The 19,018-nt window shown below is 73.8% G+C and carries 17 protein-coding genes; 15 read left to right on the forward strand and 2 right to left on the reverse strand.

What is annotated here, in order from left to right; translation table 11 throughout:
* Positions 1-59 precede the first annotated feature (59 nt).
* The 9 genes from recG (at position 60) to mutM (ending at position 8,384) form a co-directional block, all read left to right on the forward strand.
* Complete coding sequence (gene recG, locus PUR56_RS33185) at positions 60-2,300, forward strand: ATP-dependent DNA helicase RecG (RefSeq protein WP_329951666.1); 2,241 nt, start codon at positions 60-62, stop codon at positions 2,298-2,300.
* Positions 2,301-2,404: 104 nt separating this feature from the next.
* The gene (locus PUR56_RS33190; RefSeq protein WP_329882861.1) at positions 2,405-2,929 is read left to right on the forward strand and encodes a hypothetical protein; all 525 of its coding nucleotides are present in this window, start codon (positions 2,405-2,407) and stop codon (positions 2,927-2,929) included.
* Positions 2,930-3,083: 154 nt separating this feature from the next.
* Entirely contained in the window at positions 3,084-3,668 is a 585-nt protein-coding gene (gene rsmD, locus PUR56_RS33195) for a 16S rRNA (guanine(966)-N(2))-methyltransferase RsmD (protein WP_329882862.1), read from the forward strand.
* Between the two features lie 51 nt (positions 3,669-3,719).
* Positions 3,720-4,211: a pantetheine-phosphate adenylyltransferase gene (coaD, locus tag PUR56_RS33200; RefSeq protein ID WP_329882863.1), complete on the forward strand. Its 492-nt coding sequence runs from the start codon at positions 3,720-3,722 to the stop codon at positions 4,209-4,211.
* A gap of 227 nt (positions 4,212-4,438) precedes the next feature.
* On the forward strand, positions 4,439-5,677 hold the full coding sequence (locus tag PUR56_RS33205; RefSeq protein WP_329951667.1) for a cell division initiation protein: 1,239 nt from the start codon (positions 4,439-4,441) through the stop codon (positions 5,675-5,677).
* Between the two features lie 141 nt (positions 5,678-5,818).
* Positions 5,819-6,463 carry a YceD family protein gene (locus PUR56_RS33210; RefSeq protein WP_329882865.1) on the forward strand — a complete coding sequence of 215 codons (645 nt, stop codon included), beginning with the start codon at positions 5,819-5,821 and terminating at the stop codon, positions 6,461-6,463.
* A 2-nt stretch (positions 6,464-6,465) separates the two neighbouring features.
* Positions 6,466-6,639 carry a 50S ribosomal protein L32 gene (gene rpmF / locus PUR56_RS33215; RefSeq protein ID WP_030056747.1) on the forward strand — a complete coding sequence of 58 codons (174 nt, stop codon included), beginning with the start codon at positions 6,466-6,468 and terminating at the stop codon, positions 6,637-6,639.
* A gap of 20 nt (positions 6,640-6,659) precedes the next feature.
* Positions 6,660-7,448, forward strand: coding sequence for a ribonuclease III (rnc, locus tag PUR56_RS33220; RefSeq protein WP_329882866.1), 789 nt, complete (start codon positions 6,660-6,662; stop codon positions 7,446-7,448).
* A gap of 57 nt (positions 7,449-7,505) precedes the next feature.
* The gene (mutM, locus tag PUR56_RS33225; protein ID WP_329951668.1) at positions 7,506-8,384 is read left to right on the forward strand and encodes a bifunctional DNA-formamidopyrimidine glycosylase/DNA-(apurinic or apyrimidinic site) lyase; all 879 of its coding nucleotides are present in this window, start codon (positions 7,506-7,508) and stop codon (positions 8,382-8,384) included.
* Between the two features lie 6 nt (positions 8,385-8,390).
* On the opposite strand, the gene PUR56_RS33230 is transcribed toward mutM, so the two are convergent.
* Positions 8,391-9,311 carry a hypothetical protein gene (locus PUR56_RS33230; protein WP_329882868.1) on the reverse strand — a complete coding sequence of 307 codons (921 nt, stop codon included), beginning with the start codon at positions 9,309-9,311 and terminating at the stop codon, positions 8,391-8,393.
* Between the two features lie 332 nt (positions 9,312-9,643).
* Here PUR56_RS33230 and PUR56_RS33235 point away from each other — a divergent pair, with 332 nt between their 5' ends.
* The 6 genes from PUR56_RS33235 to ftsY all read left to right on the forward strand — a co-directional run bounded on the left by PUR56_RS33235 (position 9,644) and on the right by ftsY (position 17,847).
* A complete protein-coding gene (locus tag PUR56_RS33235; RefSeq protein ID WP_329951669.1) occupies positions 9,644-11,029 on the forward strand; it encodes a hypothetical protein in 1,386 nt (461 codons plus the stop codon).
* A 192-nt stretch (positions 11,030-11,221) separates the two neighbouring features.
* Positions 11,222-11,728: a winged helix-turn-helix transcriptional regulator gene (locus PUR56_RS33240; RefSeq protein WP_329951670.1), complete on the forward strand. Its 507-nt coding sequence runs from the start codon at positions 11,222-11,224 to the stop codon at positions 11,726-11,728.
* A 35-nt stretch (positions 11,729-11,763) separates the two neighbouring features.
* Positions 11,764-12,063, forward strand: a complete 300-nt coding sequence (locus PUR56_RS33245; protein ID WP_329951671.1) for an acylphosphatase — start codon at positions 11,764-11,766, stop codon at positions 12,061-12,063.
* 422 nt (positions 12,064-12,485) lie between these two features.
* Entirely contained in the window at positions 12,486-12,689 is a 204-nt protein-coding gene (locus tag PUR56_RS33250; RefSeq protein ID WP_327681011.1) for a hypothetical protein, read from the forward strand.
* Positions 12,690-12,980: 291 nt separating this feature from the next.
* Complete coding sequence (gene smc, locus PUR56_RS33255; RefSeq protein WP_329951672.1) at positions 12,981-16,595, forward strand: chromosome segregation protein SMC; 3,615 nt, start codon at positions 12,981-12,983, stop codon at positions 16,593-16,595.
* Between the two features lie 46 nt (positions 16,596-16,641).
* Positions 16,642-17,847, forward strand: a complete 1,206-nt coding sequence (ftsY, locus tag PUR56_RS33260) for a signal recognition particle-docking protein FtsY (protein ID WP_329882873.1) — start codon at positions 16,642-16,644, stop codon at positions 17,845-17,847.
* Positions 17,848-18,031: 184 nt separating this feature from the next.
* On the opposite strand, the gene PUR56_RS33265 is transcribed toward ftsY, so the two are convergent.
* The gene (locus PUR56_RS33265; protein WP_329882874.1) at positions 18,032-18,706 is read right to left on the reverse strand and encodes a bifunctional DNA primase/polymerase; all 675 of its coding nucleotides are present in this window, start codon (positions 18,704-18,706) and stop codon (positions 18,032-18,034) included.
* Between the last annotated feature and the right edge of the window lie 312 nt (positions 18,707-19,018).

Here is a 19,018-nt window from a genome sequence, read left to right on the forward strand (position 1 = left end):
AGGGCGCGTCGGCGGAGTGAGGGCCGGTCTGTCGGTCCCGTGGTGTAAACAAGGCCCTGATGGGCGCTCTCGATGAACCACTGACCAAGCTCGTCGGCGACCGGACCGCCAAGGTGCTCGCCGACAGCCTCAAGCTGCGCACGGTCGGGGACCTGCTGCACCACTACCCGCGCCGCTACGTCGAACGCGGCCAGCTCACCAGCCTGGACGAGCTGGAGATCGACGAGCACGTCACCGTGCTGGCCAGGGTCGAGAAGGTCACCCTGATCCCGTTCCGCGGGCGCAAGGGCGACCGGCTGGAGGTCGTCGTCACCGACGGCCGCAGCCGGCTCTCGCTGGTCTTCTTCAACCAGGGCTGGCGGCAGAAGGAGCTGAAGGGCGGCTCCCAGGGCCTGTTCGCGGGCAAGGTGGGCGTCTTCAACCGCACCCGCCAGCTGGTCTCGCCGGACTACCAGCTGCTCGACGCGGACGCGGACGCCGGCGCCGCCCAGCAGTTCGCCGGCCGGCTCATCCCCGTGTACGGCGCCAGCGCCCAGATGCCCAGCTGGAAGCTCTCGCTCTGCGTCGAGACGGCGCTCACCAAGCACCTGTCCGACGTCGGCGAGCCGCTCCCCGCCGAACTGCGCGAGCGGCACGACCTGATCCCGCTGCCCGAGGCGCTCGAACTGATCCACCGCCCGCGCAACCAGGCCGACCGCGAACGCGCCCAGGAACGGCTCCGCTGGGACGAGGCGTTCGTCCTCCAGGTCGCCCTCGCGCAGCGCCGGGCCGCCGACTCCGCCCTGCCCGCCAAGCCGCGCAGGGCCCGGGAGGGCGGCCTGCTCGACGCCTTCGACGCCCGGCTGCCGTTCACCCTCACGGAGGGCCAGCAGAAGGTCTCCGCGGAGATCGCCGCCGACCTGGCGGGCGAACACCCGATGCACCGCCTGCTCCAGGGCGAGGTCGGCTCCGGCAAGACCCTGGTCGCGCTGCGCGCCATGCTCGCCGTGGTGGACGCCGGCGGACAGGCGGTGCTGCTCGCGCCCACCGAGGTCCTGGCCCAGCAGCACCACCGCTCGATCGTCGAGATGATGGGCGACCTGGCCGAGGGCGGTCTGCTCGGCGGCTCCGACCTGGGCACCCGGGTGGCGCTGCTCACCGGCTCGATGGGCGTCCCGGCCCGCCGCCAGGTGCTGCTCGACATGGCCTGCGGGGACGCCGGCATCGCGATCGGCACCCACGCGCTGATCGAGGACAAGGTGCAGTTCCAGGACCTCGGCCTGGTCGTGGTCGACGAGCAGCACCGCTTCGGCGTCGAGCAGCGCGACGCGCTGCGCGCCAAGGGCGACCAGCCGCCGCACCTGCTGGTGATGACCGCCACCCCGATCCCGCGCACCGTCGCGATGACCGTCTTCGGGGACTTGGAGACCTCCGTGCTGGACCAGCTTCCGGCCGGCCGCTCGCCCATCTCCACCCACGTCGTCCCGGCCGTCGAGAAGCCCAACTTCCTGGCGCGGGCCTGGGAGCGGGTCCGCGAGGAGGTGACCCGGGGCCACCAGGCGTACGTGGTCTGCCCCCGGATCGGGGACGAGGAGCCCGCCGACCTGAAGGCCGCGAAGGGCGCGAAGAAGCGGCGCCGGGCCGAGGACGAGCTGGAGGACCTCACCGACGACGCACCGGACGAGGGCGCCGCGAGCGACGAGCGGCGGCCCCCGCTCTCCGTCGTGGAGACCGCCGCGAAGCTGGTCGGGGGCCCGCTGGCCGGGCTGCGGGTGGAGATCCTGCACGGCCAGCTGACGCCCGAGGCCAAGGACGACGTGATGCGCCGGTTCACGGCCGGCGCGGTGGACGTGCTGGTCGCGACCACGGTGATCGAGGTCGGCGTCAACGTCCCGAACTCCACCGTGATGGTGATCATGGACGCGGACCGGTTCGGCGTCTCCCAGCTCCACCAGCTCCGCGGCCGGGTCGGGCGCGGCTCCGCCGCCGGGCTCTGCCTGCTGGTCAGCGACATGCCCGCGGGCAGCGCCGCCCGGGCCCGGCTGGACGCGGTGGCCGGCACGCTGGACGGCTTCCAGCTGTCCCGGATCGACCTCGAACAGCGCCGCGAGGGCGACGTCCTGGGCCAGGCGCAGTCGGGTGTGAAGTCCTCGCTCAAGGTGCTCTCGGTGCTGGAGGACGAGGAGGTCATCGTGACCGCCCGCACCGAGGCCACCCGGCTGGTCGCCGAGGACCCCGGGCTGACCGCCCACCCGGAGCTGCGCACCGCGCTGGCGAGCCTGCTCGACGAGGACCGTGCGGAGTATCTGGAGAAGGGCTGAGGCCCGCTCGGCAGAGCCCGACTGTCAGACCCCCGGGAGAGAATGAAGGTGTTCAGGACGCACCCCCAAGGTGCGTTCCTGGCGCGACACTTGGGGGTTTTGCCATGGCATTCCGTCATCTCAACGAGCTCCCGCTGGGCGACAAGGTCTTCCGGATCGAACTCGCCAGCGACGACGACCGCGAGGTCACCCTCACCCTCACCGGCTGGCGCGAGGGGGAAGCGGCCGCGCCGCTCGCCTCCGGACGGCTGCGGCTGCCGGTCGAGGACGTCGCCTCGCTCCGGATCGCGCTCAACCGGGCGCTCCGGGCCCTGGCGATCGTCGCCGACGTCTCCGAGCCCATCCCCGACCGTGACGTGCTGCGCGAGCTCTACCCCGGACACGGCGCCCCCTGGGTGCCGCAGCACGAGGAGGAACTGGTCCGGCGGTTCCACGAGAACGAGACCGTCGCCCGGATCGCCGCCCGCTTCGGCCGTACGCCCGACTCCGTCCGCACCAAGCTGCGGGAGCTCGGCCACGACCCGCGCCGCCCCGAGTACTGCCCGCCCGACGGCTGCCTCTCCTGGTCCCGCTACGCCTCGCCGACGCTGCTCGGCGCGGCCGTCCCGGCCCAGGCGGCGGGGGAGTAGCCGGCATCCGGTCCGTGGGTGCGACGGGGGCGCGACGGGGGCGCGGCGTCCGCGGTGACGAGCTGAAGTGAGGGGGGAGGGCCCCGCCGGTCGGACCGGCGGGGCCCGGCCCGTATAGCGTGGTCGGGCAGCGACGAAAGGACCTCCCACCACCATGACCCGCGTGATCGCCGGGGCGGCCGGCGGCCGCCGACTGGCCGTACCGCCCGGTCGGGGCACCCGCCCGACCTCCGACAAGGCCCGCGAGGCGATGTTCTCCACCCTGGAGGCGCTGCGCGGCACCCTGCACGGCATCCGGATGCTGGACCTGTTCGGCGGGTCCGGCGCGGTCGGCCTGGAGGCGCTGTCGCGCGGCGCCGAGCACGTGCTGCTGGTCGAGGCCGACGCCCAGGCGGCCCGGGTGATCCGGGAGAACGTCCGGACGATCGGACTGCCGGGCGCGCTGGTGAAGGCCGCCAGGGCGGAGAAGGTGATCGCCGGGCCGGCTCCGGAGGCTCCGTACGACCTCGTCTTCCTCGACCCGCCGTACGTCGTCACCGACGACGAGGTGCGCGAGATGCTGATCACACTGTCGGCCGGGGGCTGGCTCGCGGCCGACGCACTCGTCACCGTGGAGCGCAGCACCCGGGGCGGCGAGTTCGGCTGGCCGGAGGGCTTCGAGGTACTGCGCTCGCGCCGGTACGGCGAGGGCACCCTCTGGTACGGTCGCGCCGCCGCCGAGACCCGTCGCCACCCGTAGCGGGCCGAGGCCCGCAGCAGTCTCGTCACCCCATGAGGGAGCACCAACGCCATGCGCCGTGCCGTCTGCCCCGGATCGTTCGACCCGATCACCAACGGTCACCTCGACATCATCGAGCGGGCCTCGAAGCTGTACGACGTGGTGCACGTCGCGGTGTTGATCAACCGCAACAAGGAGGGCATGTTCAGCGTCGAGGAGCGGATCGCGCTGATCGAGGAGACCACCGCGCAGTACGGGAACGTCGTGGTCGAGTCGCACCTCGGCCTGCTGGTGGACTTCTGCCGGGAGCGGGACATCCCGGCGATCATCAAGGGCCTGCGCGCCGTCAGCGACTTCGACTACGAGCTGCAGATGGCCCAGATGAACCACGGGCTGACCGGCGTCGAGACGCTCTTCGTGCCGACGTCGCCGACGTACAGCTTCCTCTCCTCGACGCTGGTCAAGGAGGTGGCCTCGTACGGCGGCGACGTCTCGCACCTGCTGCCGGAGACGGTGCACGGCCGCCTGGTCGAGCGGATCGCCGAGCGGCGCGCCGGGCGGTAGCGCGCGACGGGGCGGCCGGCCCGCGGGGTGGGTCCGGTGGTGACCTCCGGTCCGTTTCTGCCGGTTCGTCACGGTATGTCGGTCAGGTGGGTGGTCGGCCCCGTCCGGACGTTGTGACCTCGCCCCGCCGTGGCCGTACAGTCTGTATTCCTGCCCTGCGGTGAGGTGCACCGCGCCGGGCGCTGCCTCCGCCGGACCGTCGGCGGCACACGGAAAGACGAAGCCCCGTGGACGTGCAGAACAAGGTCGACGAGATCGTGGCCGCCGTCGAGAACGCCCGCTCGATGCCCATGTCGGCCTCCTGCGTGGTGAACCGGGCCGAGCTGGTCGGCCTGCTCCAGGACCTGCGCTCGGCACTGCCCGCCGAGTTGGCCCAGGCCCAGTCGGTGATGGCCGACCACGAGTCGGTGGTCGCGGACGCCCAGTCCGAGGCCGACCGGATCATCCAGGGGGCGCACGCCGAACGGGGCTCGCTGATCTCCGACACCGAGGTGGTCCGCCGCGCCCAGGCCGAGGCCGACCGGATCCTCGTCGAGGCCCGCGCCGAGGTCGACACCAAGCGCGCCGAGGCCGACGACTACGTGGACAGCAAGCTGGCCAACTTCGAGGTCGTGCTCACCAAGACGCTCGGCGCCGTCGGCCGCGGCCGGACCAAGCTGCGCGGCGACGCGAGCGTCTTCGAGAACGACTTCGACGGCGAGAGCGACGGCGAGGAGTTCCGGCCGCAGCGGACCAGCCCGAGCCCCGAGGTCGACGAGTACGTCGATGTGAAGCTCGCCACCCTGGAGAACGTGCTCAGCGCGACCCTGGAGGCGGTCGGCAAGGGCCGCGACAAGCTGCTCGGCAAGCGGCCGATCGACGAGCTGGGCGCCTACCTGGCCGCCGCCGACCAGGCGCAGCAGGCCAAGGAGCGGGCCGAGGCGGTCGCCGCGGGCTTCGCCGGGGACGCCGACGGTGCCGACATCGCGTGGTACCGCGAGGAGGTTCCGCAGCAGCAGAGCTGGCCGGAGCAGGCCCCGGCGGCGGCGGGCTGGCAGTCCCCGGGGGCCGACCAGTACGCGGCCGCGCAGCAGGGCGGCGGCCAGTACGCGGAGGTGTACGGCGGCGGCTTCGACCCGGCGATCGGCCAGGGGGGCGACCCGTACGCCGGCCAGTACGGCTACGGCCAGCAGGTCCCGCAGATCCAGCACGCGCAGCAGGTCCAGCACGTGCAGCAACCCGGCTACCCGGAGGGCCGGCAGGGCCAGCAGGGCGGGTACGACTACCCGCCCCAGCACCAGGGGTACGCCGCCCAGCAGTACGACGCCTGGGGCAACCCCCAGCCCGAGGCCGGGGCCGGCTACCCGCAGCCGCCGGCCAACCCGCCGGCCCTTCCGCAGCAGGCGCAGCCCGGCCTGGACGAGACCAGCTTCTTCGACACCAGCATGATCGACATGACCCGGCTCCGGGAGCTCGGCGGGAGGTAGTGGCCGGGAGCGAAGTTGGGCCTGGCCGGAGACTCCGGTAGTCTGACCACTCCGGCCTCTCCGTGTCGGGCCGTCGGTCTGCCCGCGCATCCATTCGATGAGTGGCGCCGCACATCAGTTTTCTCAGGAAGTCAGGACACCTTGAACCGCCTCGACCACCGCGACCCCCTCGTGTTCGACACGCACGAGCTGGGCCGTCGTCCGGGTGCGCTGCGCAAGGTGAGCCGGACCCTGGAGGCCCCCGAGGGCCTGGGGATCATCGACGTGATCGGTGTTCCCGAGAAGAGTGAGATGGTTCTGGAGCTCCGCCTGGAGTCCGTGGTCGAGGGCGTGCTGGTGACCGGCACCGCCGAGACCGTGGTCGAGGGCGAGTGTGTACGGTGCCTGGAGCCGGTCGAGTTCGACCTCGACGTGGACTTCCAGGAGCTGTACTACTACCCGGAGTCCGACGAGCGCCATCGCGCCCGGACCGCCGGGACCGAGGACCTCGAAGAGGACTCGGAAGAAGAGACTTACCGTCTGGAGGGCGACTACTTCGACCTCCGGCCGGTGCTGCGTGACGCGGTGGTGCTCGCACTGCCGCTGCAGCCGGTGTGCCAGGAAGACTGCCTGGGCCTGTGCTCCGAGTGCGGAGCGCGCCTGAGCGACGACCCGGCGCACCACCACGACGCCGCCGACCCCCGGTGGGCGGCTCTGCAGGGACTCTCCGCCGCCCCTGGCGACGAGGGTGACGGAATCAAGTACAGCGACACCCGTGAGGGTCTCGCCGAGAACCAGGAGAAGTAGCCGTGGCTGTTCCGAAGCGGAAGATGTCGCGCAGCAACACGCGCCACCGTCGGTCCAACTGGAAGGCCGTTGTCCCGGCCCTCGTGGCGTGCGACCGCTGCCACGAGCCGAAGCTGGGTCACATCGCGTGCCCGAGCTGCGGCACGTACAACCGTCGCCAGGTCCTCTCGGTCTGATCGGCGGGGTGCACGGATCGATGTCGGACGGTAACTCTTCCCGCAAGGCGACCACCGCAACGAAGGCTCCTTCGGGTGGCGGAAAGGCCGGCGGGCCGGCTTCGACCGAATACGACGTCCTGGAAGGGCGCCTCGGGTACACGCTCGAGCGCGCCCTTCTGGTGCGTGCCCTGACCCACCGCTCGTACGCGTACGAGAACGGCGGGCTGCCCACCAACGAGCGCCTGGAGTTCCTCGGCGACTCGGTGCTGGGCCTGGTGGTGACCGACACCCTCTACCGCGTCCACCCGGACGTCCCGGAGGGCACGCTCGCCAAGCTGCGCGCCGCGGTGGTCAACTCGCGCGCGCTCGCCGACGTCGGACGCGGCCTGGAGCTCGGCACGTTCATCCGGCTCGGCAAGGGCGAGGAGGGCACCGGCGGCCGCGACAAGTCGTCGATCCTCGCCGACACCGTCGAGGCCGTGATCGGCGCCGTCTACCTGGACCAGGGTCTGGACGCGGCCACCGAGTTCGTCCACCGGCTGTTCGACCCGCTGATCGAGGAATCCTCTCAGCTGGGCGCGGGCCTGGACTGGAAGACCAGCCTCCAGGAGCTCACCGCCTCGGTGGGCATCGGAGTGCCGGAGTACGTGGTCGAGGAATCCGGTCCGGACCACGAGAAGACCTTCACCGCGGCGGCCCGGGTGGCCGGCGAGGACTTCGGCAGCGGCGTCGGCCGCTCGAAGAAGGAAGCCGAGCAGAAGGCCGCGGAGAGCGCCTGGCGGGCGATCAAGGAGAAGTACGCCGACCGCCTGCCCGGCGGCGCCTGAGCACGCAGTAGCCTTCCTCCAGCAGACGCAGTTCCCCGTCGCAGGAGGCTTGTTCCCGTGCCCGAACTTCCCGAGGTCGAGGTCGTCCGCCGCGGTCTGGCGAACTGGGTCGCCGGACGGACCGTGGCCGGGGTCGAGGTGCTGCACCCGCGTGCGGTGCGGCGCCAGCAGGCCGGCGCGGCCGACTTCACCGCCCGGCTCACCGGCACCACCCTCGGCACCGCGCAGCGGCGGGGCAAGTACCTGTGGGTGCCGCTCGCCGGCACCGGGGCCGGGTTCGCGCTGATCGGCCACCTCGGGATGAGCGGCCAGCTGCTCGTCCAGGACCCGTCCGCGCCGGACGAGAAGCACCTGCGGGTCCGGCTGCGGTTCGGCGACGGCGGGCGCGAGCTGCGCTTCGTCGACCAGCGGACCTTCGGCGGGCTGGCGGTCGAGGAGGCCGAGGACGGCGACCCGGAGGGCACCCCGGTCTCCATCGCGCACATCGCCCGCGACCCGCTCGACCCGCGCTTCGACGACGCCGCCTTCGTGACCGCGCTGCGCCTCAGGCGCACCACCGTCAAGCGCGCGCTGCTGGACCAGACGCTGATCAGCGGGGTCGGCAACATCTACGCGGACGAGGCGCTCTGGCGCACCCGGCTGCACTACGACCGCCCGACCGGGTCCCTCACCCGCCCGCAGGCGCTGCTGCTGCTGGCCAACGCCCGGGACGTGATGTCCGCGGCGCTGGCCGTCGGCGGCACCAGTTTCGACAGCCTGTACGTCAACGTGAACGGCGAGAGCGGCTACTTCTCCCGGGACCTGGACGCCTACGGCCGCGAGCAGGAGCCGTGCCGGCGCTGCGGGACGCCGATCCGGCGGGCCGCCTGGATGAACCGGTCCAGCTACTTCTGCCCCCGCTGCCAGCGGGTGCCGCGGGTCCGCAGCGGGGGCTGAGCGGCCTCAGTGCTTGGCGAGTTCGGGCTGCGGCCGTTCGGCTTCGGGCGCGCCGTGGGTGTCCTGGCCGAAGTAGGCGACGCCGACCGCCGCGACCACCGAGAGCAGGAAGCCGGCCACGCCGAGCCAGCCGAGCCCGGCCTTCGAGGAGTCGCCGAGCCAGAGCACGCCGACCGCGCCGGGCAGCACCGTCTCACCGACGACCAGGGCCGCGGTGGCCCCGTTCACCGAGCCGATCTGCAGCGCCACGGTGTGCACGTACATGCCGCCGATGCCGCCGACGAGGATCGCGTACAGGGCCGGGTCGGAGAGCAGCGCGCCGAGCTCGAACGGCTCGATCCCGTTGAGGATGCGCACGCCGACGCCGAGCGCGCCGAAGCCCAGACCGGAGAGCAGGCCGGCGACGATCGCGCCGTTGGCCCCCATCCGGCGGACCAGCAGGCCACCGCCGACCAGCAGCACGGTGGTGATCGCCAGCAGCCCCCAGTGGAAGGCCATCGCGGCGTGGTGGCCGCCCTCCGGTCCGGCCGAGACCGCCAGCAGCACCAGCGCCGAGCAGAGCACGCCGATCGACACCCACTCCAGCTGCTTGAGCCGGATCCCGAGCAGCTTGATCGACAGCACCGCGGTGATCACCAGGTTGGCGCTGATGATGGTCTGGGAGAGGAACAGCGGCAGCAGCCGGGCGGCCAGCGCGCCGAGGCCGAAGCCGATGAAGTCCAGCACCGTGCCGAGGATGAACTCCCAGGTCACGGCCGCCTTGGCGGTGGAGGAGAGGCTCGGCCCGCCGTGCGCGGTGGTCCCGGCGGCGGAGGCGCCCTTGGCGGCCTCCTCCCGGGCGGAGCGGCGTGATCCGACGGCCTGCAGGACCGAGCCGATGCCGTAGCAGGCGGAGGCCGCCACGGCGGTGACGAGGCCGATCAACACGCTGTGCTCCGATCGAGAGGAATGCGGGAGGAGAGGAGTGCGGGAGGAATGGTCAAGAGAAGGTCATGAACGGGCCGTACGGCCACCACTATGCCCGGTCGCGGAGTACGGTCGGACCGCCCCCCGGTGGTCGTCGCGAGCTGCGGTGACCCGCCGGAACGTACGTCCGGGCAGGTGGCCGGGTTCCCGCCGCCCGCCCGGCTCAGGGACCCGCCCGGGTAGAGATCATCCCCGGGGAGGGGACGCACCCCGGCGGACGGTGGGGGTCACCCGGCAGGCCGTACCCGACGGGTATGCCGTGCCGGAGGGTCCGGAGAGGTAGCGTCGATGGCATGAGAACCCTTGCTCGACGACGTTCCCGGGCCGCCGGGCCGCCGGCCCTGGTGGCGGCGCTGCTCGGGCTGCTGCTCGGGTTGCTGCTCCTGGTGACGCCGGCGGCCTCGGCGGCGGGCGGGCTGGACGACGCGGCCGCCACGCTCAAGCAGGGCCGGGTGTACGTCGACCCGGCTATGGCCGGCCGGTTCGACCAGGGGCAGGCCGACGCGCTGACCGAGAAGATCCGCAAGACCGACAAGCCGATCTTCGTCGCGGTGGTCCCGGCCGCGGCTCCCTACGGCGCCCAGACGGTCTTCGACGACCTGCGGACCAAGGTCGGCATCACCGGTACCTACGCCGTCTGGCGCGGCGACCAGTTCCAGGCCCGCTCGGACCGGGCCGCGCTGGCCAGCGAGAGCGCCGAACGGATCGCGGGCGCCTCCTTCCGCTCGCACCCCGGCGACATCGGCGCCACCCTCGACGACTTCGTCGACACCGCCGCCCCGCAGGTCAAGGGGAACGGTGTGAACAGCGGTGCGGGCGGCGCCTCGACCGCCGCGATCGTGGTCCCGCTGGCCCTGCTCGCACTGGCCGGTACCGGCGTCTTCCTGCTCTTCCGCCGCGCGAAGCGGCGCAAGGAGGAGCAGCGCCGGGCCGAACTCGCACAGCTGCGACGGGTCGTCGACGAGGACATCACGGCCTACGGCGAGGAGCTCGACCGGCTCGACTTCGACCCGGGTGCCGCGGACGCGGACGACGTGCAGCGCGGCGACTACACCCACGCCCTGGACTCCTATGACCGGGCCAAGCGTCTGATGGACGAGGCCAGGGGACCGCACGACGTGAAGCCGGTCACCGAGGCGCTGGAGGACGGCCGGTTCGCGCTGGCCACCCTGGAGGCCCGGCGGGAGAGCAGGCCGCTGCCGGAGCGGCGTCCGCCGTGCTTCTTCGACCCGCGGCACGGCCCGTCGGTGCAGGACGCCGACTGGGCCCCGGCGGACGGCGCGGCGCGCACCGTCCCGGTCTGCCGCGCCGACGCGGAGCGGCTGGCGGCCGGGCAGGCCCCGGACATCCGGACCGTCCCGACCGAGCACGGGCCGCAGCCGTACTGGAACGCCGGACCGGCGTACGGGCCCTGGGCGGGCGGCTACTTCGGCGGCTTCGGCGGCGGCGGGCTGCTGCCGGGCCTGCTGGTCGGCACGATGCTCGGTTCGATGATGGCCACCCCGGCCTACGCGGCCGGCGCGGGCGACGCCGGTTCCGGCTACGAGGGCGGCGACGTCTCCGGGGCCGACTACAACTCCTCCGACTTCGACGGCGGGTTCGGCGGCGGCGACTACGGGGGCGGTGGCGGCGGCGACTTCGGTGGCGGTGGCGGAGGCGACTTCGGCGGAGGGTTCTGACTCCCTCGTTCGGCTCCGGCCGGTGCGACGACCGGCCCGCGGCCCCGCCGGACGACCGGCGGGGCCGCGGCGTCCGTCCGGGGAGTGGCCCGGACGGCGCCGGATCCGACCCGCTGATCGGTGTCCGGCGCGGCTCCGGAGCCCCGGCCGTACGGGTTTGAGAAGGCAACCCGGTATGGGAAGGTGGAGGACGTGACGCCCCGCACCCCTTCAGCCGTTCCCGCCGCGCCCGCCCTGCCGGGGCGGCCCTGCTCGATCGCCGCCGCGCTGCACGTGGTGGGGGAGAAGTGGGCGCTGCTCGCCGTGCGGGAGCTGTTCTACGGCAACCACCGGTTCGACCGGATCGCCCGGAACACCGGGGCGCCCCGCGACCGGCTCACCGCCCGGCTGCGCGCGCTGGAAGAGGCCGGCGTGGTCGAACGGCGCGCGTACAGCGAACGCCCGCCCCGGTACGAGTACCACCTGACGGAGGCGGGCCGCGACCTCGCGCCCCTCAGCCAGGCCCTGCTCGGCTGGGGCGACCGGTGGCTGATGCCGGAGCCCCCGGTCGGCCTGGAGCACGACCCGCAGGGGCACGAACCGCACCCGTACGACCCGGCCTGGGTGTGCCGCACCTGCGGCGAGCAGGGGCGCCGCGCGGACCTGCGGATCGAGGTCCACAGCCCGGGCTGGACGACGGAGGGCCCGACGGCGCCGTGACGCGGGCCGTCGCCCCGCCGGATAGGGTCGGGGGCATGCACGGTCGCGACGCCCACAGTGACGAGCCGGTCCGGGTCACCGCCTGGGTGCGGGGCAAGGTCCAGCAGGTCGGCTTCCGCTGGTGGACCAGGGCGCGGGCGCTGGAGATCGGCCTCACCGGCTACGCGAGCAACCTCGGCGACGGCCGGGTGCAGGTGGTGGCCGAGGGCGTCGCCGTCGACTGCGAACAGCTGCTCGCCCTGCTCAGGGGCGCCGGCACACCGGGCCGGGTCGCCGGGGTGACCGAGATCTGGACCGCCGTCGGCACGGGTTACGAGGGCTTCGAGATCCGCTGAGCCGGACCCGGTCCGGTTCCGGCCCTGGCCGGGTCCGGAACCCGTGCGAAAGGATCGGCAACTGGCGGTGTCGTACGGTTGCCATCCGGGCAGACTCGTGGTTGACTCCGCATCGGACGATGATCCACGAGCTCGTGGTGGACCTCCCCGCGACCGCCCGGCGTGACCACACCGCCAGGCAGGTGACAGGGGCGCGGTAGCGTGCGGTGATCGTGTTGACCCGTACCGTCTTTGGTGAGACGCTGGAAACCCGCGCACACGACCGCGTTATCCCGGCAGGCGCATGCCCTCGTGAGCCCAGCTCACGGCGGTTGTGCCGTAGTGCCCAGCCAGCACTGCCGGGGCGCGACGCGCGTGCGTCCCCCTTCCCCCTAGACCTGTTCCGTTCCGGTTCGGTCACTCAGCGTGGAGGACCATTCATCATGGCAAAGGCGCTTCTCGGGTACGTCGGCGGCCCCGACCCGCGAATGCTCTCCGAGATGCGACGGCTGCAGCAGCGCGTTCAGGATCTTGAATCCGAGCTCATTCGGATGCAGGCCGAGAACGACGCTCTCACCGCTGTCGCTGACGAGCACTCGCTGCTCAGCAGCATCGATCTGGACCAGCGGGAGCCGGCTCTCACCTGAGTCCCGCCCGATCCCTCGATCGACGTCGTTGTGCACTGAGCCGCCCCGAAAGGGACGCAGCTTGCAAGGGACGCCCCGCGTGGCGTCCCTTCGTCGTGTCCGGAGCGTTTCGGGACGGCGCCCGGCGCCCGGTGGCCGGGGACCGGCGCCGCGCCCGGCGCGGTGTGGTGGCGGTCCGGTGGCCCGGGGCCGGACCGGCCGGTCCGACCGGTGTGTCCGGGCACGATCGCCGCAGGTGCGGGCGGATACAGTCGCCGCAGAGCCCGGTGAGCGATGTGAGGAGACCGGCGCGTGCACCTGAAGAGCCTGACGCTGCGCGGGTTCAAGTCCTTCGCCTCCGCCACCACCCTGCGGTTCGAACCCGGCATCACCTGCGTGGTCGGGCCCAACGGCTCCGGCAAGTCCAACGTCGTCGACGCGCTCTCCTGGGTGATGGGCGAGCAGGGTGCCAAGTCGCTGCGCGGCGGCAAGATGGAGGACGTCATCTTCGCCGGGACCAGCGGGCGCGCCCCGCTCGGCCGCGCCGAGGTCAGCCTCACCATCGACAACTCCGACGGCGCCCTGCCGATCGAGTACGCCGAGGTGACCATCACCCGGACGATGTTCCGCAACGGCGGCAGCGAGTACGCGCTCAACGGCGACACCTGCCGGCTGCTCGACATCCAGGAACTCCTCTCCGACTCCGGCATCGGCCGCGAGATGCACGTCATCGTCGGCCAGGGTCAGCTCGACTCCGTCCTGCACGCCGACCCGATGGGCCGCCGCGCCTTCATCGAGGAGGCGGCCGGCGTCCTGAAGCACCGCAAGCGCAAGGAGAAGGCGCTCCGGAAGCTGGACGCGATGCAGGTCAACCTCAACCGCGTCCAGGACCTGGTGGCCGAACTCCGCCGCCAGCTCGGCCCGCTCGGCCGGCAGGCCCGGATCGCCCGGCGCGCCGCCGGCATCCAGGCCGACCTGCGCGACGCCCGGCTCCGGCTGCTCGCCGACGACCTGCTCGCCCTGCGCCGGGCGGTCGAGGCCGAGATCGCCGACGAACTCGCGCTGCGCCTGCGCCGCTCCACCGTCGAACAGGAACTGGGCCGGGCGATCGGCCGCGAGGCCGTGCTGGAGGCCCAGGTCCAGCAGCTCGGACCGGGTCTGGAGGCGGCCCGGCAGACCTGGTACCTGCTCTCCGCGCTGGCCGAGCGGACCCGCGGCACCATCGGGCTGGCCGAGGCCCGGGCCCGGCACGCGGTGGCCGGCGGACGGACCGAGGAACGGCGCGGACGGGACCCGGAGGAGTCGGAGCAGGAGGCCGAACGGGTCCGCGAGGAGGAGGCCGCGCTGGCCGGGGCGCTGGAGGAGGCCCGGTACGCGCTGGCCGAGGCGGTCGAGACCAAGGGCGAGCTGGAGCGCGACCTCGCCGCCGAGGAACGGCGGCTCAAGGACGCCGCCCGGGCGATCGCCGACCGCCGGGAGGGGCTGGCCCGGCTGCAGGGGCAGGCCGCCGCCGCGCGTTCCAGGGCCGCCGCCGCCGAGGCCGAGACCGGCCGGCTCGCCGAGGCCCGGGACGAGGCGATGCAGCGTGCCGAGGCCGCCCGGTGCGAGCACGAGGAGCTGGCGTCCCGGGTCGACACCTCGGCCGAGGACGAACGGGCCGACACCGCGCACGAGACCGCCCGGGAGCGGCTCGCCGCCGTCGAGCGGGACCTCGTGGCCGCGCGCGAGGCGGCCGGCGCCGCCGAACGCGAGCGGGCCGGACTGACCGCCCGGCACGAGGCGCTGGCGCTCGGCCTGCGCCGCAAGGACGGCAGCGGCGCGCTGCTGGCCGCGGGCGACCGGCTGGCCGGGCTGCTCGGCCCGGCGGCCGCGCTGCTGCGGATCGCCCCCGGCCACGAGACCGCCCTCGCCGCCGCGTTCGGCGCGGCGGCGGACGCGGTGGCCGTCGACTCGCCCGCCGCGGCGGCCGGCGCGCTCCGACTGCTGCGCGCGGAGGACGCCGGCCGGGCCGCCCTGCTGATCGCCGGCGCGCCCGAACCCACCCGCCCGGTCGGGGAGTTGCCGCCCGGTGCCCGCTGGGCCGCCGAACTCGTCGACGGACCGGCCGGGTTGCTGCCCGCCGTGGGCGAACTGCTCTCCGGAGTCGCGGTGGTCGACTCGCTGGACGACGCCGTCCGCCTGGTCGCCGCGCACCCCGGGGTGGCCGCCGTCACCGCACAGGGCGACCGGCTCGGCGCGGGCTTCGCGCACGGCGGCTCCGGCGGCGCGCCCAGCCTGCTGGAGACCCGGGCGGCGGTGGACGAGACGGCCCGCGCGCTCGGCGAACTCGCCGTCCGCTGCGCCGAGTCGGCCGAACGTCTGGCCGAACTGACCGAGCAGCGGAGCGAGTCGGCGGCCGAACTCGACCGACTCGCCCTCCGGCAGCGGCAGCGGGAACGCGACCGGGCCGAGGTCGCGGGCACACTCGGCCGGCTCGGCGGCCAGGCCCGGGCGGCCGTCGGCGAGGCCGAGCGGCTCACGGCCGCCGCCGTCCGCGCCGAGGACGGGCTCGACCGGCTGCTCGCCACCGCCGAGGAACTGGCCGAACGTCTCGCCGCGGCCGAGGAGTCGGCCGCCGCGGGGGAGGACGAGCCCGATCCCGCCGAGCAGCAACGGCTGGCAGCCGGCGCGACCGCCGCCCGGCAGGCCGAACTGGAGGCCCGGCTCGCGGTCCGCACCCACGAGGAGCGGGTCCGCGCCCTGGCGGGCCGGGCCGATCAGCTGGAACGGGCCGCCCGCGCCGAGCGCGAGGCGCGCGCCCGGGCGGCCGAGCGCCGCCGACGGGCCGCGCACGACGAGGGCGTCGCGAACGCCGTCGCGGCGGGCGCCCGGCAGCTGGCGGCCTGCCTGGAGGTGTCGCTGGCCCGCGCGGACGCCGGCCGGGCCGCGGTCGAGCAGGCGCGCGCCTCGCGTGAGGCGGAGCTGAGGGAGCACCGCGAACTCGGGCGCGAACTCAAGGACGAGCTGGACAAGTTGGTCGACGCGGGCCACCGGGACGAGGTGCTGCGGGCCGAGAAGCGGCTGCGGATCGAGCAGCTGGAGTCCCGCGCGCTGGAGGAGTTCGGCATCGAGGGGGGCGAACTGCTGGCCTCCTACGGGCCGGACCGGCTCGTCCCGCCGTCCACGCCCGAGGAGGGGCAGGAGCCGGGGGAGGCGCGTCCGTACGTCCGGTCCGAGCAGGAGAAGCGGCTGCGGGCGGCGGAGAAGGCGTACCAGCAGCTCGGCAAGGTCAACCCGCTGGCGCTGGAGGAGTTCGCCGCCCTGGAGGAGCGCCACACCTTCCTCGGCGAGCAGCTCGACGACCTCAAGCGGAGCCGGCGCGACCTGCTCGACATCGTCAAGGACGTCGACCAACGGGTGGAGCAGCTGTTCACCTCCGCCTACCACGACACCGCGGCGCAGTTCGAAGGCGTCTTCTCCCGGCTCTTCCCCGGCGGGGAGGGCCGGCTCGTGCTCACCGACCCCGACTCCATGCTGACCACCGGCGTCGAGGTGGAGGCCCGTCCGCCCGGCAAGAGGGTCAAGCGGCTCTCGCTGCTCTCCGGGGGCGAGCGCTCGCTGACCGCGGTGGCGCTGCTGGTCTCGATCTTCAAGGCCCGGCCCAGCCCGTTCTACGTGATGGACGAGGTGGAGGCCGCGCTGGACGAGAGCAACCTGCGGCGGCTGATCGGGATCATGGAGGAGCTCCGGGAGAGCTCCCAGCTGATCGTGATCACCCACCAGAAGCTGACCATGGAGTCCGCCGACGCCCTGTACGGGGTGACCATGAAGGGGGACGGCATCTCCCAGGTGATCAGCCAGCGCCTGCGCGGGGGGACGACCCCCGGACGCCGGGCCGGCGAAGGGGTCCGGGAACGGCCGGACGCCATCGGTAGCACAACGGTCTAGCCGCCTGCGGTCCGTCCGGGCCCCCGTCACGGATACTGGACGGGTTATGGAATACGTGATTCTTGCCGTAGTCATCGCGGTGGTCGCCGTCGGAGCGATCGCCGGACTCGTCGTTTCCGGCAGACGACGCCAGCAGCTGCCCCCGAAGTCGCAGGCGCCGGTCATCACGGCGCCCCCGACCCCGCGCGAGCCCGCCGTCGGCGAGGAGGCCGCGCCGCCGACCGAGGAGCCCCGTCGCACCGTCGAGGAGGTGGAGCTCCCCGAGGCCGAGGACGAGGCCGTCCCCGGACCGTCCGTGGCCGAGGAGGTTCCGGCCCTCGACGTCCCCGAGCCCACCGCCGGCCGGCTGGTCCGGCTGCGCTCCCGGCTCTCCCGTTCGCAGAACTCGCTCGGCAAGGGCCTGCTCTCGCTGCTCTCGCGCGAGCACCTCGACGAGGACACCTGGGAGGAGATCGAGGAGACCCTGCTGATCGCCGACGTCGGCGTCGCCCCCACCCAGGAGCTGGTCGAGCGGCTGCGCACCCGGGTGAAGGTGCTCGGCACCCGCACCCCGGACGAGCTGCGCGGGCTGCTCCGCGAGGAGCTGGTCGAGCTGATCGGCAAGGACGCCGACCGCACGGTCCACTCCACCAGGCACGAGGAGGGTCCGGCCGTCGTCCTGGTGGTCGGCGTCAACGGCGTCGGCAAGACCACCACCACCGGCAAGCTGGCCCGGGTGCTGGTCGCCGACGGCCGCACGGTGGTGCTCGGCGCGGCCGACACCTTCCGCGCCGCCGCCGCAGACCAGCTGCAGACCTGGGGCGAGCGGGTCGGCGCGCGCACCGTGCGCGGGCCCGAGGGCGGCGACCCGGCCTCGATCGCGTTCGACGCGGTCAAGGAGGGCATCGCCGAGGGCGTCGACACCGTGCTCGTGGACACCGCGGGCCGGCTGCACACCAAGACCGGCCTGATGGACGAGCTGGGCAAGGTCAAGCGGGTGATCGAGAAGCACGGTCCGGTGGACGAGGTGCTGCTCGTCCTGGACGCCACCACCGGTCAGAACGGGCTCGTCCAGGCCCGTGTCTTCGCCGAGGTGGTCGACATCACCGGCATCGTGCTGACCAAGCTGGACGGCACCGCCAAGGGCGGCATCGTGGTCGCGGTCCAGCGCGAGCTGGGCGTCCCGGTGAAGCTGATCGGGCTCGGCGAGGGTGCGGACGACCTGGCGCCGTTCGAGCCGGGTGCGTTCGTGGACGCGCTGATCGGGGACTGACCCCGGCCCGCCCGGTCCTTCCGAGAAGGGTCCGCTCCGTGAGGGGCGGGCCCTTCGGCGTGTCCGGGTCGTGTCCGGTGACCCCGCTCGCCGCTCCGGCCTGCCGACCGAGGTCCGTGCCGTGCCGGGCCGTGCCGTGCCGTGCCGGGCCCGGCACGTGGTTCGGGCCGGGGCCGGCGGACGATCAGCCGGCCATCCAGGCGGGTTCGGCGGTGCGCTCCCGGCCGCGGTGGCAGGCGTAGGCGAGGGTGCCGAGCAGCAGTCGGGCCTCGGGCGGGCAGCCGGCGTTGTCCCGGGTGGGGCGGCGCAGCCAGCGGACCGGGCCGAGGGCGCCCAGCACGGTGGGCGGGGCGGCGACGAAGCTGCCCTCGCCGTGGCAGGTGAGGTCGAGCGCGGCGTCGTCCCAGCCCATCCGGTACAGCAGGTCCGGCAGCCGGCGGGCGGTGCCGGCCGCGACCAGGAACTGCAGCCGACCGGTGGGTGCGGCGAGGACCGGGCCGACCTGGGTGCCCATCCGTTCCAGCCGGACCAGCGCCTGCAGCCCGGCCTGCTCGGGGACGTCCAGCACGTCGAAGGCGCGGCCGGTGGGGAACAGGACGGAGACGTCCGGGCCGGGGCGGGCGGAGGGTCCGCCGCCGGGTACGGGGTGCAGACCGGGAGCGGCGCAACGCGGGGTGCCGCAGTGGCAGTCGGCCGGGGTGGTGGCTGCGCGGGCCGGCTCGCCGACGACGACGGCCCAGCCCCACCGGCCGGTGTACTCCGCGGCCGCCTGGCCCGCGGTGACGCGGGTGCGGCGGCGCACGCCCAGCGGTGCCAGCCGAAGGTGCCCCAGTCGAAGTTCGCCGAACAGGTTGTCCATGCCTCCCCCAACAGGTTCTCGTCGCCGATGGTTACGGGACGGTGACTTTGTGTTGATTGTCTGGTGCGTGGTGCGTGGTGCGGTGGCGGCGCGCAGCGCGCGGAGTGCGCCTGTTGCGGTGGTGTGCCTCGGGCGCCGCCTTGTGGCGGGCGGCACCGATGCCGGATCGTCGTGCGGGCGGGGTGGGCGTCGATCGGCGCGCACGGCAAACTCGCCTGTGGCTGGGGCGCATTGTCGTGAAGGGCCGGGTGCCGGTGGGGACTTGGCGGCCCGCATATGCCGGACCGTCGGGACTACCTAGTCAAGCGCGTG

It is taken from the genome of Streptomyces sp. BE303 (assembly GCF_036290945.1).
Classification (GTDB): Bacteria; Actinomycetota; Actinomycetes; order Streptomycetales; family Streptomycetaceae; genus Kitasatospora.